General features: G+C 62.6%; 12 protein-coding genes, 1 tRNA gene and 1 riboswitch. Of the genes, 5 read left to right on the forward strand and 8 right to left on the reverse strand.

Annotation, left to right across the window (positions count from 1 at the left end; genetic code table 11):
* Positions 1 to 430: 430 nt before the first annotated feature.
* Together BLW71_RS20765 and BLW71_RS20770 are read right to left on the reverse strand one after the other, a co-directional pair.
* Positions 431 to 3,130 (reverse strand): excinuclease ABC subunit UvrA, encoded by a 2,700-nt coding sequence (locus BLW71_RS20765; protein WP_091799875.1) that lies wholly within the window; start codon positions 3,128 to 3,130, stop codon positions 431 to 433.
* Between the two features lie 412 nt (positions 3,131 to 3,542).
* Entirely contained in the window at positions 3,543 to 4,568 is a 1,026-nt protein-coding gene (locus BLW71_RS20770) for an IS110 family RNA-guided transposase (RefSeq protein ID WP_091799878.1), read from the reverse strand.
* A gap of 157 nt (positions 4,569 to 4,725) precedes the next feature.
* Between BLW71_RS20770 and BLW71_RS20775 the strand changes: the two genes are divergently transcribed.
* Positions 4,726 to 4,920: a hypothetical protein gene (locus BLW71_RS20775; protein ID WP_091801068.1), complete on the forward strand. Its 195-nt coding sequence runs from the start codon at positions 4,726 to 4,728 to the stop codon at positions 4,918 to 4,920.
* Positions 4,921 to 5,033: 113 nt separating this feature from the next.
* Here BLW71_RS20775 and BLW71_RS20780 read toward each other — a convergent pair.
* From BLW71_RS20780 to pepN, 5 genes are all read right to left on the reverse strand, one after another.
* A tRNA-Thr gene (locus BLW71_RS20780) sits at positions 5,034 to 5,109 on the reverse strand.
* Between the two features lie 55 nt (positions 5,110 to 5,164).
* Entirely contained in the window at positions 5,165 to 6,181 is a 1,017-nt protein-coding gene (locus BLW71_RS20785; RefSeq protein WP_091799881.1) for a class 1 fructose-bisphosphatase, read from the reverse strand.
* A 122-nt stretch (positions 6,182 to 6,303) separates the two neighbouring features.
* A complete protein-coding gene (locus BLW71_RS20790; protein WP_091799884.1) occupies positions 6,304 to 6,759 on the reverse strand; it encodes a HigA family addiction module antitoxin in 456 nt (151 codons plus the stop codon).
* 16 nt (positions 6,760 to 6,775) lie between these two features.
* Entirely contained in the window at positions 6,776 to 7,057 is a 282-nt protein-coding gene (locus BLW71_RS20795) for a type II toxin-antitoxin system RelE/ParE family toxin (RefSeq protein ID WP_091799887.1), read from the reverse strand.
* A 196-nt stretch (positions 7,058 to 7,253) separates the two neighbouring features.
* On the reverse strand, positions 7,254 to 9,950 hold the full coding sequence (pepN, locus tag BLW71_RS20800; RefSeq protein ID WP_091799890.1) for an aminopeptidase N: 2,697 nt from the start codon (positions 9,948 to 9,950) through the stop codon (positions 7,254 to 7,256).
* Positions 9,951 to 10,177: 227 nt separating this feature from the next.
* Here pepN and BLW71_RS20805 point away from each other — a divergent pair, with 227 nt between their 5' ends.
* A complete protein-coding gene (locus BLW71_RS20805) occupies positions 10,178 to 10,876 on the forward strand; it encodes a DUF4136 domain-containing protein (RefSeq protein ID WP_091799894.1) in 699 nt (232 codons plus the stop codon).
* A 231-nt stretch (positions 10,877 to 11,107) separates the two neighbouring features.
* Here BLW71_RS20805 and BLW71_RS20810 read toward each other — a convergent pair whose 3' ends face one another.
* The gene (locus BLW71_RS20810; RefSeq protein WP_091799897.1) at positions 11,108 to 11,680 is read right to left on the reverse strand and encodes a TMEM165/GDT1 family protein; all 573 of its coding nucleotides are present in this window, start codon (positions 11,678 to 11,680) and stop codon (positions 11,108 to 11,110) included.
* A gap of 11 nt (positions 11,681 to 11,691) precedes the next feature.
* Positions 11,692 to 11,908, reverse strand: a riboswitch (yybP-ykoY riboswitch).
* Positions 11,909 to 12,507: 599 nt separating this feature from the next.
* Between BLW71_RS20810 and BLW71_RS20815 the strand changes: the two genes are divergently transcribed.
* From BLW71_RS20815 to BLW71_RS20825, 3 genes are read left to right on the forward strand one after another with little or no spacing between them, the layout of a single operon-like run.
* On the forward strand, positions 12,508 to 13,290 hold the full coding sequence (locus BLW71_RS20815; RefSeq protein WP_091801072.1) for a beta-ketoacyl synthase chain length factor: 783 nt from the start codon (positions 12,508 to 12,510) through the stop codon (positions 13,288 to 13,290).
* Positions 13,274 to 14,068: a lysophospholipid acyltransferase family protein gene (locus tag BLW71_RS20820; RefSeq protein ID WP_091799900.1), complete on the forward strand. Its 795-nt coding sequence runs from the start codon at positions 13,274 to 13,276 to the stop codon at positions 14,066 to 14,068. Before BLW71_RS20815 ends, BLW71_RS20820 begins: the two co-directional genes overlap by 17 nt.
* On the forward strand, positions 14,043 to 14,342 hold the full coding sequence (locus tag BLW71_RS20825) for a phosphopantetheine-binding protein (protein ID WP_091799903.1): 300 nt from the start codon (positions 14,043 to 14,045) through the stop codon (positions 14,340 to 14,342). Before BLW71_RS20820 ends, BLW71_RS20825 begins: the two co-directional genes overlap by 26 nt.

The raw sequence follows: 14,342 nt of genomic DNA on the forward strand, positions 1-14,342 counted from the left end.
CCAGCCTTGTCCCACGGGCGATTGAGCGCACAGCCGCGGTTTTTGTGCGGCACTCACTTTCTACTGAGTTATATCAGCCAGTAGTCGCGGATTTTGTGCGCTGCCGCATCGGCAGGATTTTCTTCTTAATGGGCCGAACGTTCGTTAATTGCCGAGCGCTTCAGTCCGGGCACATTCAGCCCTCATTGTTTCGTAAACGATCGGTTTGCGGGTTTCGTTGACGAGAAAAACACTTCTCTTGATTTGTGCGTGAATAAATCGGCCCAACGGCGCAGTGCGAATGGTGGGCTTTTGTCGTTCGCTTTTCATGTGCGTTAGGCGTGGGAGTTTTCACCGGCACCGGGTAGGCGGCTGGTTTGCCGGTGAAGTCGACTTGAACTTGGCTGAACGAAAAGCGCGGCGCTGGCTAGCGCGCACGCTTCCTTTGCAATCACGCTACGAGTTGCTGCCGCAGATAGTCGGCTGTGCGGCTTTCTTTGACCTGCACGACCTGGGCCGGTGTGCCGCTCGCCACGATCTTGCCGCCGGCGTCGCCGGCGCCCGGGCCGACGTCGATGACCCAGTCGCTCTGCGCGGCGACCCGCATGTCGTGCTCGACGACCACCACCGTATTGCCCGCATCCACGAGTCCCTGCAACTGGACCATGAGCCGGTCGACGTCGGCGGGATGCAGGCCGGTGGTCGGTTCATCGAGGATGTACAGCGTGTCGCCGCGTTGCGCGCGTTGCAGTTCGGTGGCGAGTTTGATGCGCTGCGCTTCGCCGCCGGACAATTCGGTGGCCGGCTGGCCAAGCCGCAGATAGCCGAGGCCGATGTCGCGCAGCACGTTTAACGCGCGCATCACGCTGCCTTCGTCGGCGAAGAAGTCGCAGGCGGCGTCGACGGTCAGGCCGAGCACCTCGGCGATGTTTTTATCGCGCCATGTGATTTCGAGCGTCTGCGTGTTGTAGCGCGTGCCGTGACACGTCGAGCAAGGCGCATAGACGCTCGGCAGAAAAAGCAGTTCGACGCTGACAAAGCCTTCGCCTTCGCAAGTCGGGCAACGGCCTTGCGCGACGTTGAACGAAAAGCGCCCCGCGCTGTAGCGGCGCTTGCGGGCGAGCGGCGTGTCGGCGAACAGCTTGCGCACGTGGTCGAACAGGCCAGTGTAGGTGGCGAGGTTGGAGCGCGGCGTGCGGCCGATCGGTTTCTGGTCGACGCGCACGAGCCGCCGTACCGCATCCATGCCTTCGGCGATATGGCCGCCGGTTGGCACGTTGGTCGCGGCGAGCAGCGGGTCTTGCTCGTCGTCGTCCGGATTGTCGAAGACGCGTCCAAGGCGGCTTGCGACCAGCTCGGGCAGTGCCTGGCTGACGAGACTCGATTTGCCCGAGCCCGACACGCCCGTAACGGCCGTCAGGCAGCCGAGCGGAAACGCGGCGTCCAGTCCATGCAGATTGTTGCGCGTGATGCCGGCGAGCCGCAGCCAGCCGCCGGGTTCGCGCGGGCTGCGTTCCACCGGCGCAGGCGGCGCGAACAGATGACGACGCGTTTGCGACGCTTCGACCTGCGCGAGTCCGGCGGGCGGGCCGCTGTACACCACATGGCCGCCGGCTTCGCCGGCCGCCGGGCCGACGTCGACCAGCCAGTCGGCGCGCCGCATCATCTGCAAATCGTGTTCTACGACGAACAGCGAATTGCCCGCCGCCTTCAATCCCTGCAGCGCGCTGAAGAGCGCTTCGCCATCGGCGGGATGCAGACCTGCCGATGGCTCGTCGAGCACGTACACGACGCCGAACAATTGCGACGACAACTGCGTGGCGAGTCGCAAGCGCTGCAATTCGCCGGAAGACAGCGTGGGCGTGCTGCGCTCCAGCGCGAGGTAACCGAGGCCCAGATCGACCAGCGTCGTCAGGCGTTCGAGCAGTTCGGCCGCGATGCGCTGGGCAGCGACGCGCTTCTCCTCCGACAGGTTCGGCGTGCGTCGTACGTCGGGCGAGGCTTTGTGCGCGGAACCGCCTGCCGCGACCCGCTTATCGACGGCATCGCGCATGGCGCTCTTGCTGAGCACGCTGCCTTTACCGGTGGTTTTGCTCGCGCTGTTGCCAGCGTTCGCGGCGTCCGGTTCCGGCCATTCGCCGCGCGCGATCGGTTCGAGCATCGCGGCGAGCCGCGCGAGCGGCAATAGTGAGAATTCGCCGATATCGAGTCCGGCGAACTTCACCGACAGCGCTTCTTTCTTGAGCCGCTTGCCATGGCAGGTCGGGCACACGCTGCCGACCATGAACTGCGACACGCGCTTTTTCATCAGGGCGCTTTGGGTGTTCGCGAACGTGTGCAGCACGTAGCGGCGCGCGCCGGTGAAAGTGCCCTGATAGCTCGGCTCGTCTTTGCGTTTGAGCGCGGCGCGGGTTTCCTTGGGAGTAAGGCCGGCGTAGACGGGCACGGTGGGCTGTTCGTCGGTGAAGAGGATCCAGTCGCGGTCCTTCTTCGGCAAGTCGCGCCACGGTGTATCGACGTCGTAGCCGAGTGTCACCAGAATGTCGCGCAGATTTTGTCCATGCCATGCGGGCGGCCACGCGGCAATCGCGCGCTCGCGAATGGTCAGCGAGTCGTCGGGCACCATCGACTTTTCGGTGACTTCGTACACGCGGCCAAGTCCATGGCAAGTCGGACAGGCGCCCTGCACCGTGTTCGGCGAGAAGTCTTCGGCGAACAGCATGGGTTGCTTCGGCGGATAGTCGCCAGTGCGCGAATACAGCATGCGCACGAGGCTCGACAGCGTGGTCACGCTGCCCACCGACGAGCGTGCGCTCGGCGTGCCGCGCTGCTGCTGCAACGCAACTGCGGGCGGCAGGCCCTCGATGGCGTCGACTTCAGGCACGCCGACCTGCTCGATCAGGCGCCGCGCATACGGCGCGACCGATTCGAAATAGCGCCGCTGCGCCTCGGCGTAAAGCGTGCCGAACGCTAGCGACGATTTGCCCGAACCGGACACGCCGGTGAACACGACCAGCGCGTCACGCGGAATTTGCACGTCGACGTTTTTCAGGTTGTGTTCCCGAGCGCCGCGCACGCGCACGAAACCAGTGAATGTGGTTGAGCCGGAAGCGGGCGGTGCCGGGCGAGGCTTGTTGCGAATGGCGTCCATTTCGATGAATAGCGGATGAGCGAGGCATGCTGGGGCGGGCGAACGCTTGAGAGATTGCACGGAACATGCCCGACGAATTGGTGATGATGCCAGTGAACGGTAAGGGCGGCGCACGCGTTACGTTAAGCAGGATCCACCGCCTATCATGGATAATCTATGGTCACCCCCATTTTTGCAACACTGATGTTAATGGGTGGGTGGCTTGCACAAATCTATCCGGCGTCAATGTGAGGAATTCTCCTCGCGCCACGATGAGAATCGCGCCTGGCGGTCCTAATAACAGCTGCAGCTTTAGGAAGCTCGTTAACCTTTCAGGGTTTCCGCCGGGCCGTTTAGCCGTTCACGTCATCAATTGTCAGCAGTCGCAAAACCAGGTGGGTTGATACTTCATCAAACTATCTGCAATAGTCCGTCACGAGGCCGGAACGGACGCCAGCCGCTCGAAAACGGTGTTCGCGTTTGCAATCGCCCATGCAATGCGTGCAAGCTTGCTCGCCAGCGCGCACGCAACTACGCTGGAATGTCGCCGCGTAAGCATTGCCCGGACCCAATCGCCCACGCGTCCGGACTGCCTGTCGAGCCGAAGCATAAACGCTCGGGCACACTGAACCAGCAGGTGGCGGATATTCTTGTCACCTCGCTTGGAGATCCCGAGCAGGTTCGCTCTACCGCCTGTACTGTATTGCTTGGGCACCAGGCCTACTGCGGCGGCGAAGTCTCGGCCGCATCGGTACTGCTTTCCGTCGCCGAGTTCTGACGCAAGCAGACTAGCGGTGATCGGGCCAACTCCTGGAATCGTCAGCAGGCGTTGCCCAACCGGATCTTCGGCTAGTTGCCGATCGAGCTCTTTCTCGATATCGCCGATCTGCTGGGTAAGATATTTGAAGTGCGCGTGCAGGCGTTCGAGAATCGCCACGAGGCGCGGCGGTAACGGATGTTCAGCCAGTACGACGGAGAGGCGCTTCACAACGGCGTGGCCAACGGGCAAGCTTATCCCGAATTCGAGCAGGAATCCGTGCATCTGATTGGTAGTGCGTACTCGGTCACGTACCAAGGCTTGGCGAACGCGGTGCAATGCTGCAAGCGTTTGCTGCGATTCAGTTTTCGGACTCACGAACCGCATTGAAGGTCGCGCAGCGGCCTCGCAGATGGCCTCCGCATCAACGAAGTCATTCTTGTTGCTCTTGACGAACGGGCGTACGAATTGCGGTGAGATCAGCTTGACGGTGTGTCCAAATTGACTGAGCTTGCGTGCCATCCAGTGAGCGCCAGCGCATGCCTCCATCACCACGGTGCAGGCGTGGAAAGTGGCGAAGAACTCCACCAACTGCTTACGTGAGAACTTCCTGCGAAACACGGCTTTGCCGGCTTTGTCCTGCCCATGCAAGTGAAAGGAGTGCTTGCCCAGATCAATCCCAACCAACGTGACGTTTTGCATGGAAGTTGCCTCCGGTGGAAATTATCTCCAGCCTACTCGCTGAGAGGCGGGGGTGACCATCCCATTACAGCTATCTGAGATGCAGGGTGCGGTGGATAACGGACGCGCCGCCGCCAGCGCGGAAGATGGCAGTCTTCGCCCTTCGGAGAGTTTCGCCATGGAAAACGCTGTGTACTGGAAAGGTCGTCAGGTCGGAATCGAGTGCGCCGGCCGGATTTTGTGGTTTTCTTCGGCGCCGCAGGAAGCGGTCGCGGCTTACGGCCCTCAGCGGGCGGAGCCGGCGCGTGTGGAAGACTCGATCGTGGCGCGTAATCTTTTCGTGACGGCGCAGTTCGACCGGCCGGGGTTTTGAGGATGAGACGGCGGTGCGGTGTGCTTTCGCTGTAGTGCGCGCAGAGGCGGGAAAGCAGGCTTGGAAAACAAAAAGCCCAGTCACGAGGACTGGGCTTTTTGCTTGAATCTTGTTGGTGCCGGAAAGAGGAATCGAACCCCCGACCTTCGCATTACGAATGCGCTGCTCTACCGTCTGAGCTATTCCGGCATCAGGAGAAACGAGATTATATGGACTTCTTTAGGAGTTTGGCAAGCCCCTGAACTTACTTTTTTGCTTCGAGATGGTAGCGGGTGACCCGGTCCACTTCGTTCTTCGAGCCGAGGAATACGGCCACGCGCTCATGCAGGCTCTTCGGCTGGATGTCCAGAATACGTTTCTCGCCATTGGTCGCAGCGCCGCCTGCCTGCTCGACGATGAACGCCATCGGATTCGCCTCGTACATCAGGCGGAGTTTGCCTGGCTTGTCCGGCGTGCGCTTGTCGGCCGGATACATGAAGATGCCGCCGCGGTTCAGGATGCGGTGCACGTCCGCCACCATCGACGCGATCCAGCGCATGTTGAAGTCGCTTTGGCGCGAGCCGTCCTTGCCGGCCTTCAACTCGCCGATGTATTGCTCGACCGGCGGATACCAGTGACGCTCGTTCGAAGCGTTGATCGCATATTCACGCGTTTCGACCGGAATGCGCATGTCGCTTTGCGTGAGCACCCACGACCCGAGCTCACGGTCGAGCGTGAAGCAGTTCACGCCGTTGCCCGTGGTCAGCACCAGCACGGTTTGCGGACCATACACCGCATAACCCGCGGCGACCTGCTGCGTGCCCGGTTGCAGGAACGACTGTTCCGTAGGCTGCTGGCCGTCCGGGCAGCGCAACACGGAGAAGATGGTGCCGATCGAAACATTGACGTCGATGTTCGACGAGCCGTCGAGCGGATCGAACACGAGAAGGTATTCGCCCTTCGGATAGTTCGCCGGGATCGGGAAGAACTGTTCCATTTCCTCGGACGCCATGCCCGCGAGGTTGCCGCCCCATTCATTCGCTTCGAGCAGGATTTCGTTCGACAGGATGTCGAGCTTCTTCTGCACTTCGCCTTGAACGTTCTCGCTGCCCGCCGTGCCAAGCGCATCGCCCAGCGCGCCCTTGCTGACGTGATAGCTGATCGCCTTGCACGCACGCGCGACGACTTCGATCAAAAGGCGCAGATCGGCCGGCAGGTTGTTGGTCTCGCGCTGCTGCTCGATCAGGTACTTCGTGAGAGTGGTACGACGTTGCAAAGCCATTGCTGTACTCCGGGAAGGCTTGAGGAATATTCCGATTTTAACCGTTCGTTGTGTCCGCTCCGTGCTTTTGCGCGCGAACCGTGTGCGGCAATGCCGCCGGGCATACCGACGCGTGGCGAAAATCAGGTTTTGCGGCGCGCTTTGCCGGCCGTAAGTTTGCCGCTTACGCTCGCCGCAAGCGCCGCGGCCCGGGCGTGTTCGCTCGACACCTTGGGCATTTTCGGGCGGTCCGCCTTCGGCATGGGTTCGATTTCACGTTCGATCTGTTCGCCGGCGGCGGCGGTGGCGACGCGCAGGTCGTAAGCGATTTGCAGGTTGAGCCAGAACTGCGCGCTGGCGCCGAAGTAGCGTTCGAGCCGCAGCGCCGTGTCTGCCGAGACGGCGCGCCTGCCGCGCACCACGTCGTTGATGCGCGGCGCCGGTACGCGCAGCGCCAGCGCGAGCGCATTGACGGACATGCCGAGCGGTTCGAGGAACTCGCTGTACAGAATCTTGCCCGGATGGATTTCCGGGATGCTCTTGCCAGTGTCGATATCCGAGAAATCGATGTTATCCAGATCGGAGCGTTTGATGACCATGCCGGTCTCCCAATAGTCAGTGATAGTCGACAATCTCGACATTGAGCGCCTCCCCGTCGACGAAATGAAAACAGATGCGCCATTGCGCATTGATCCGGATACTCCATTGCCCGCTGCGCTGGCCTTGCAGCGCTTCCAGCCGGTTGCCCGGCGGCGCGTGCAGGTCGCGGACGGACTCTGCGGCGTCGATCATGAGCAGCTTGCGGTAGGCGAGCGTTTGCATGTGAAGCGGCAGTGAGTACACGAACTTGCCCTGAAAAATTCTCGCCGTAGCTTTGTCGCCGAATGTCGTGATCATGGGATGATATAACGCGATGCGTTAAACGTAAACCGTTAAGTGAATACGTTTACTTTCACCCCGCCGGCGCGAGCCGGCCAGTCGTCCGGATGGCCAACGTTGCAGCCACGCGCCTCCTTGCCGGCGAGCGCAAGGTGAAAAAAAAGCCGGCAACACGTGCCGGCTTTTCGAAGCGACAACAGCGCTCAGGCGCGCATCATGCCAACGCTTTCTCCACGATCTCGCGCACGTCGCGCGATTTCACCTGCGCGGCCACTTTCTCCAGTGCCGCACGCATGCCGTCGCGCAGCGTCGGCGTGAAGCGGCGCCACAATTCCAGCGAGCGGGCGAGGCGGGCGGCCACTTGCGGATTGATGGCGTCGAGCGCGATCACCTGATCGGCCCAGAACGCATAGCCCGAACCGTCTTCGGCATGGAACTGCGCCGGGTTCGCCGCGCAGAAGCTGAAAATCAGCGAGCGCGCGCGATTCGGGTTCTTCAGGTTGAAGGCCGGGTGGGCCATCAGCTTGCGCACGATGTCGATCACCGGACGTTGCGCGCTGCCGCGCTGCGTGGCCTGCAACGCGAACCACTTGTCGATCACGAGCGGTTCCTTTTCGAAGCGCCGATAGAAGTCGTCCAGCGCCTGCTGCGCCTCGGCGCTGCCGCCATTGGCCGCCGACGCATTGAGCAACGCGGACAATGCCGCCGCACGGTCGGTCATGTTGTTCGCCGAGTCGTACTGCGCGGACGCGAGACGCACGGCTTCGGCCGGATCGTCGAGTTCAGCGAGATACGAGAGCGCGAGGTTCTTCAACGCGCGATGACCGGACGCTTCCGGCGTGGCCTCGTATGCGCCCGGCGTGCGATGCTGCTCGTACACCTTGAGCCAGTCGCTCTTGAGCGCATTGGCGAGACGCTTGCGCACGAATTGCCGCGCGGCATGCACAGCGGCCGGATTCGATTCGGCCATCTGTTCGGCCAGATACGCTTCCGAAGGCAGCATCAATGCCAGTTCGCGGAACGACGGCGAGAGCGTTTCGTCGGTCAGCACGCGTGCGAACGCGGCGACCACGGAATCGTCGAGTTGCAGCGGCACGCCCGTGGCGGCGCGTCCGGCGAGTGTGAGCAGTTCGCGCGTGGCGAGCCGCTGGCCGGCTTCCCAACGGTTGAACGGATCGCTGTCGTGCGCCAGCAGGAACGCCAGCTGTTCCGCCGAATAGTCGTATTCGACGATCACCGGTGCAGAGAAATTGCGCAGCAGCGAGGGCAGCGGCTCTTGCGCCACGTTGACGAACGTGAAGGTCTGTTCGGTCTGCGTGAATTCGAGCACGCGCGTGGTCGCGTGGCCGGCCTGCGCTTCGCCTTCCAGTTGCAGCGGCAGGTCGCGGCCGTCCTTGCCGATCAAACCGATCGCGAACGGAATCAGCAGCGGACCCTTTTGCGTTTCGCGCGCGGCCGGCGCACCTTCGCCGTAGCCTTGCGTGAGCGTCACGCTGTAACGTTTCTGCGCGGCGTCGTACTGCGTGCGCACGGACACGCGCGGTGTGCCGGCCTGGCTATACCAGCGCTCGAATTGCGCGAGATCGCGGCCGTTCGCGTCGGCGAGCGCGTGACGGAAATCGTCGCAGGTCACGGCCTGGCCATCATGGCGCTTGAAGTACAGATCCATGCCCTTGCGGAAGCCGTCGCGGCCGAACAGGGTCTGATACATCCGCACGACTTCCGAGCCTTTCTCGTAGACGGTCATCGTGTAGAAGTTGTTGATCTCGACGTAGCTTTCCGGGCGCACCGGGTGCGCCATCGGGCCCGCGTCTTCGGCGAACTGCATCTGACGCAGCACGCGCACGTCCTCGATGCGCTTGGTGGCGCGCGCGGCTTCGTCCGTTGCGCCGCCCGCCATGTCGGCCGAGAACTCCTGGTCGCGGAATACCGTGAGGCCTTCTTTCAGGCTCAACTGGAACCAGTCACGGCACGTCACGCGGTTGCCGGTCCAGTTGTGGAAATACTCGTGGCCGACCACGGCCTCGATGTTCGCGAAGTCGGTGTCGGTTGCCGTTTCGGGATTCGCCAGCACGTACTTCGTGTTGAAGATGTTGAGCCCCTTGTTCTCCATCGCGCCCATGTTGAAGTCGCTCACCGCGACGATCATGAAGCGGTCCAGATCGAGTTCGAGCCCGAAGCGTTCCTCGTCCCAGCGGATCGAATGGATCAGCGAATCCATGGCGTGACGGGTCTTGTCCAGGTCGTGCGGCTCGACCCACACCTGCAGCAGCTTTTCCTTGCCCGAGCCGCTCTTCACGCGTTCTTCCAGCGCGACGAGCTTGCCGGCGACCAGCGCGAACAGGTAACTCGGCTTTCTGAACGGATCTTCCCAGCGCGCGAAGTGGCGGCCGTCCGGCAAATCGCCTTCTTCGAGCAGGTTGCCGTTCGACAGCAACACCGGATAATCGGCCTTGCTGGCGCGCAGCGTGACCGTGAAGGTCGCCATGACGTCCGGGCGGTCGAGGAAGTAAGTGATGCGGCGGAAGCCCTCGGCCTCGCACTGCGTGAAGAAGTTGCCGCCCGACACGTAGAGGCCCGACAGCGTGGTGTTCTCAGCCGGATTGCAAATGCTGGTGAGCGTGAGTTCGAATTGGTCCGGCACATTGTCGAGCAGCAGGCCGTGTTCGTGCGCGTGCGCATTGGTGAACGGCTGGCCGTCGATCGCGGCGCTGACGAACTCCAGCTGTTCGCCCATCAGTTCCAGATGCGCGGCGCGCGACGCCTCCGGATTGCGACGCACGCGCATCGTGTTCCGGACAACCGTGCGTTCGGGAACCAGATCGAACTCCAGTGCGACGGTGTCGATCAGGAAGGCGGGCGGCGCGTAGTCGGCGCGGCGAATCACATTGGGCGTTGCGGTATCGGCCATGGCGTTCTGTAGTGTTGGAACTCGAGTCGGCAGGCGCGCTTCTGGCGCGCGAGCCGGGCATGTCGAGCCATTGTACAAAGCCTCGGCAAATTGTGCGGAGCGAACTTTTTACCGAATTTACCGGTCAGCGTATTATCGGGCGCCCGCGTGATGAAAAAGCCTGCGCGCCTACGGGGCCGGTCATGACGGACAATACAGAGACATTGAGAAGCTTCACGAGGTAGACCATGAAATTCGATCGATGGACCCGCCGCGCCACGCTGCTGCTAGCCGCGCTGACGGTGCTGCTTTCCGGCTGCACGACCTACGTGACCACTCAGGTCACGGCCTTCTCCGACTGGAGCGGCAACGACGCCACCCGCACCTATGCATTCACACGGGCCGCGGACCAGCAGAACAATCTCGAACTGAGCACCTACGAGCGCTTTGTCGCGAATGAACTCGCCACGCATGCTTTCCGCCAGGTCGATAGCGGCCAGGCGCGTTATCTGGTCGGCCTGTCGTACGGTATCCGTTCGGATATGGTGACGGTCGCGGAGCCGGTGTATTACAACCCCTGGCCCGCGCCGTATTGGGGGCGGCCATTCGATCCTTGGGGGCCGTGGGGACCGTTTCCCACTACGTATGTGAACCAGAGCTATCCGATCTTCACGCATCTGCTGGGCATACGGATCACCGAGCGGGCAACCGGCAAAGAGGTGTACAACGTGACGGCGCGCAATTCGGGAGGCGAGTCGTCGCTCGTGCGGGCCATGCCGTATCTGGCGCGTAGCGCGCTGGCCGATTTTCCGCTCGGTAACGGCGCCGTCCACACGGTGAAGATTCCGCTCGACAAGAACGGCGGCGCATCGAACGAAATCGCCGCTACCGGCGCCGCGCCCGCGGCCGCGCCGGCTCCGGCGTCTGGCGCGAAAGTCATTCAGTAGTTCATGCCGAGTGGCGGCGCGCGGCGGCGCGAAGGCCGGCAGTGAACAAGACAAACGGCCCGGCAGGTCATCCTGCCGGGCCGTTTGTTTGGCTGATGCCAAGCCAAGCCAAGCCAAGCCAAGCCAAGCCAATTGCGAAGCGCGAAGCGCCCGCCAAGCGCCAGGAACTGCCAGCCGGCCGCACCACGAACACCGACCAGGCGCCGACTGAACGCCGACCTAAGCGCCGACCTAAACGCCCACGCCGAACAGCGCCATCGTCCCGAGAATCACGAACATCACCGCCGCGATGCCGTGCACGAGTTTGGTCGGCAGCCGATGCGCGAAACGGTCGCCGAGCAGGATCGCGGGCACGTTGGCGATCATCATGCCGAGCGTGGTGCCCGCCACCACGCCGAAGAAGTCGTGAAAACGCGCGGCGAGGGCCACCGTGGCGATCTGCGTCTTGTCGCCCATTTCCGCGAGAAAGAACGTCACCACGGTCGCGCCGAACACGCCGAAGTGCGTGCGGCTGGTATTGGCCTCGTCGTCGTCGAGCTTGTCCGGAACGAGAATCCACAGCCCCATGCCGATAAACGATACGGCCAGTGCCCAGCGCATGATGGTCGGCGTGAGCAGAGAGCCGAGCCAGGCGCCGAGTGCGCCCGCGCAGGCATGATTGACGAGCGTGGCGACGAGCACGCCGAGAATGATCGGCAGCGGCTTGCGATAGCGTGCCGCGAGGACGAGCGAGAGCAATTGCGTCTTGTCGCCGATCTCGGCGAGCGCGACTGCTCCGGTCGAAATGAGAAAAGCGTGATCCACGTTATGTTGATTCCCCGGGCCGAGAGATGAACGAGCGACGACCCACGACACGCCGGGCCCTGTTGCGGCGGTGTGTGGATCATCGGTCTCGCCAGGCCAGAGGCTGCGGCTGCCATGGCCGTGCAGGCCAAGTCTGTTGACAGGCGCCCCCGCGAACCACACGTGCGACGCACCCGATGACAGCGGTGCGCACGTGCCGCGAGGCGGCTACTCCCCAATGAGGGACGGAGTATAACAGGCATGGCGCCAGCCGATAATCGACTCCGTCAGCCGCGGACGCCATTGCATCTCCCAAATGGCGGGCTTGAGATAGGCCCGGCGTCGTCGACCGGTTATAAGGTCGGCAGTTGCCGACATGGAAACCTTCCAATCTGAAACATTGTTTAAGAAAGTTAGTTGAAAGTAATGATGTAATTCCGCGAAATGCTTCTGCGCTCGTGTCGACCGCAATCCGTGTCGCGAGCGGCTTTTGCACCTGGCCGCGCAGCCGGAAATCGCGCCGCAGGCGCGCGCAACGGGTTTTTGGCGGGGCGTCGCTCGATAGATACGGATACAGATGGATACGTCTTTTGTGGCTGATTTATCCCAGAATATTCAGTATGATTCGGCGATCTTAGGGCGCCTGAGGCCATCCTCCAGACAAATCGGCGAGGGTGCCTAAATAAACGGGGCCATGTGCCGTTAAATCGCTGAACCCTATATAAGATCAGACGATTGGATCGACCCCGGCTGGAGATTGCCGGTCCGCGCGGCGCGTACACGCTGTGACGGTGCCGTATTCCGTCAGGCGCTTCAGCCTCTCCTCGCTTCTACGCGCGAACACCGATATGCCCGATCTGCACTGGACCGTTCCGGTCGCTCGCTGGTCTAGCTGGCCTGCTGCCGCATCTGCCGCACCCGATATCGGCTTCATCGAGCCGATCGTGCGGCGCCGTCTGAGCACTCTGTCCAGAGTGGCGCTGAAGGTGGCGCACGACTGTGTCGCCCAGAACGCTGCGCGGGTCGTTTTCGCGTCGCGCCACGGCGAACTGCGTCGCACCACGGATATCCTGCGTGCCATCAGCGCGGGCGAGCCGGTGTCGCCTACCGCGTTCAGCCTGTCGGTGCTCAATGCCATGACCGGCGTGTTCGGCATTGCGCGTGGTGACCGGTCGGCGGCGAGTGCGATTTCGGCCGGCGCGGAAACGCTCGGTTACGCGCTGCTGGAAGCGCACGCACAGTACGCCACCCAGCCGGATTCGCCAATGCTGCTGGTCTATGCGGACGAACCGGCCGACCCGGCTTACGGCACGATCGAAGACGAAGTGCCGGGCGGCGCGATCGCGATCCTGCTCGATAGCGAAACGGTGACGGGCGAATTGGCGTGTGTCGTTTCCCGCGCTGATCTGCGGGAATCCCCGCCGGTGAGTCAAACCACCGCGGCCGAGGGCCGAGTGGCCGACCGGGAATCCGCGCCGGCGAGCGAACCTGTGGCAAGCGAGGCCAGCTCGCCGACCGTTTTCGCGACCCAGAGCCAGGCCGTGCAGCATTGTCTGGAAACCGGCCTACCCGCCGCGTGGCAAGGCGCCGGCGCCACGTGGCATTGGAGTTGGCATGATCGCGCGGCTTGATTATTGCTGGCGATTCTGCGCGACCGGCATGGCCTTCGTGGTGTTCGGCGTATGCGGCGTGCTGTTCTCGGTGGTGGTGTTTCCGCTTGCGTGGGTGTGGCCGCACCGTGCATCGCGTCAGTTCGCGGTGACGAGCGTGATTCACTGGTTTTTCCGCGCGCTGGTCGCGGTGTTGCAGCGCATCGGCGTGATGGAACTCGAAGTGTCGGGCGTGCAGGCGTTGCGCGCGGAAAGGCCGGCGATCGTGGTCGCCAACCACCCGACTTATCTCGACGTGATGGTGCTCCTGTCGCTCACGCCGCATGCCTGCTGCGTGGTGAAAAACGCGCACTGGAGCAACCCGTGTTTCTGGGGCATCGTGCGTTCGGCGGAGTACGTCAGCAATGCCGACCCCGCGGAGCTCGTCGAGGCCGGCGCGAAGCAGCTGGCCGCAGGCTATACGATGATCATTTTTCCGGAAGGCACGCGTAGCCCCGGGCCGAACCGGCTGCACGCTTTTTCGCGCGGTTTCGCGCACATGGCGCTGAAAGTCGGCGCTCCCATCGTCCCGGTGCTGATGGATTGCGACCCGCCCGCATTCACCAAGCAGATGCGCTGGTACGACGTGCCGGCACGCGCGTTCAGAATGCGCGTGAACGTGCTCGAGCCGCTCGGCGTCGATCAGCTCGCGGCCCATGACACTCCACCGGCTCTCGCGGCGCGCAGCGTGACGAGCGCCGTCGAAGCACACATTACTCAGCACCTGTTCGATTATGGATTCTTTAAAACTGGAAATTAAACAGCTTCTGATCGAAGCGCTCGATCTGGAAGACCTGAGCCCGGCCGATATCGACGACGACGCACCGTTGTTCGATACCGACGGCATCGGTCTCGATTCGATCGACGCGCTCGAAATCGGCATCGTGCTGCGCAAACAATACCAACTGACCATCGCAGCGAACGACGAACGCACGCGCGAACACTTCCGCTCGATCAGCACGCTGGCCGCGCTGGTGGCGAGCCAACGCGAAGCGACGCACGCTGTGAACGAAACAACCAGAAAGGGGGAGTAA

This window comes from Burkholderia sp. WP9, from assembly GCF_900104795.1.
In the GTDB taxonomy this organism is placed as follows: Bacteria; Pseudomonadota; Gammaproteobacteria; order Burkholderiales; family Burkholderiaceae; genus Paraburkholderia.

What these genes read in the sequence shown, in the direction of transcription:
- BLW71_RS20805 (WP_091799894.1), top strand. Translation starts at nt 10,178, where the DNA reads ATGAAATTCGATCGATGGACCCGCCGCGCCACGCTGCTGCTAGCCGCG.
- BLW71_RS20820 (WP_091799900.1), top strand. Translation starts at nt 13,274, where the DNA reads ATGATCGCGCGGCTTGATTATTGCTGGCGATTCTGCGCGACCGGCATG.
- pepN (WP_091799890.1), bottom strand. Translation starts at nt 9,950, where the DNA reads ATGGCCGATACCGCAACGCCCAATGTGATTCGCCGCGCCGACTACGCG.
- BLW71_RS20765 (WP_091799875.1), bottom strand. Translation starts at nt 3,130, where the DNA reads ATGGACGCCATTCGCAACAAGCCTCGCCCGGCACCGCCCGCTTCCGGC.
- BLW71_RS20790 (WP_091799884.1), bottom strand. Translation starts at nt 6,759, where the DNA reads ATGGTCATCAAACGCTCCGATCTGGATAACATCGATTTCTCGGATATC.
- BLW71_RS20770 (WP_091799878.1), bottom strand. Translation starts at nt 4,568, where the DNA reads ATGCAAAACGTCACGTTGGTTGGGATTGATCTGGGCAAGCACTCCTTT.
- BLW71_RS20815 (WP_091801072.1), top strand. Translation starts at nt 12,508, where the DNA reads ATGCCCGATCTGCACTGGACCGTTCCGGTCGCTCGCTGGTCTAGCTGG.
- BLW71_RS20775 (WP_091801068.1), top strand. Translation starts at nt 4,726, where the DNA reads ATGGAAAACGCTGTGTACTGGAAAGGTCGTCAGGTCGGAATCGAGTGC.
- BLW71_RS20795 (WP_091799887.1), bottom strand. Translation starts at nt 7,057, where the DNA reads ATGATCACGACATTCGGCGACAAAGCTACGGCGAGAATTTTTCAGGGC.
- BLW71_RS20825 (WP_091799903.1), top strand. Translation starts at nt 14,043, where the DNA reads ATGGATTCTTTAAAACTGGAAATTAAACAGCTTCTGATCGAAGCGCTC.
- BLW71_RS20785 (WP_091799881.1), bottom strand. Translation starts at nt 6,181, where the DNA reads ATGGCTTTGCAACGTCGTACCACTCTCACGAAGTACCTGATCGAGCAG.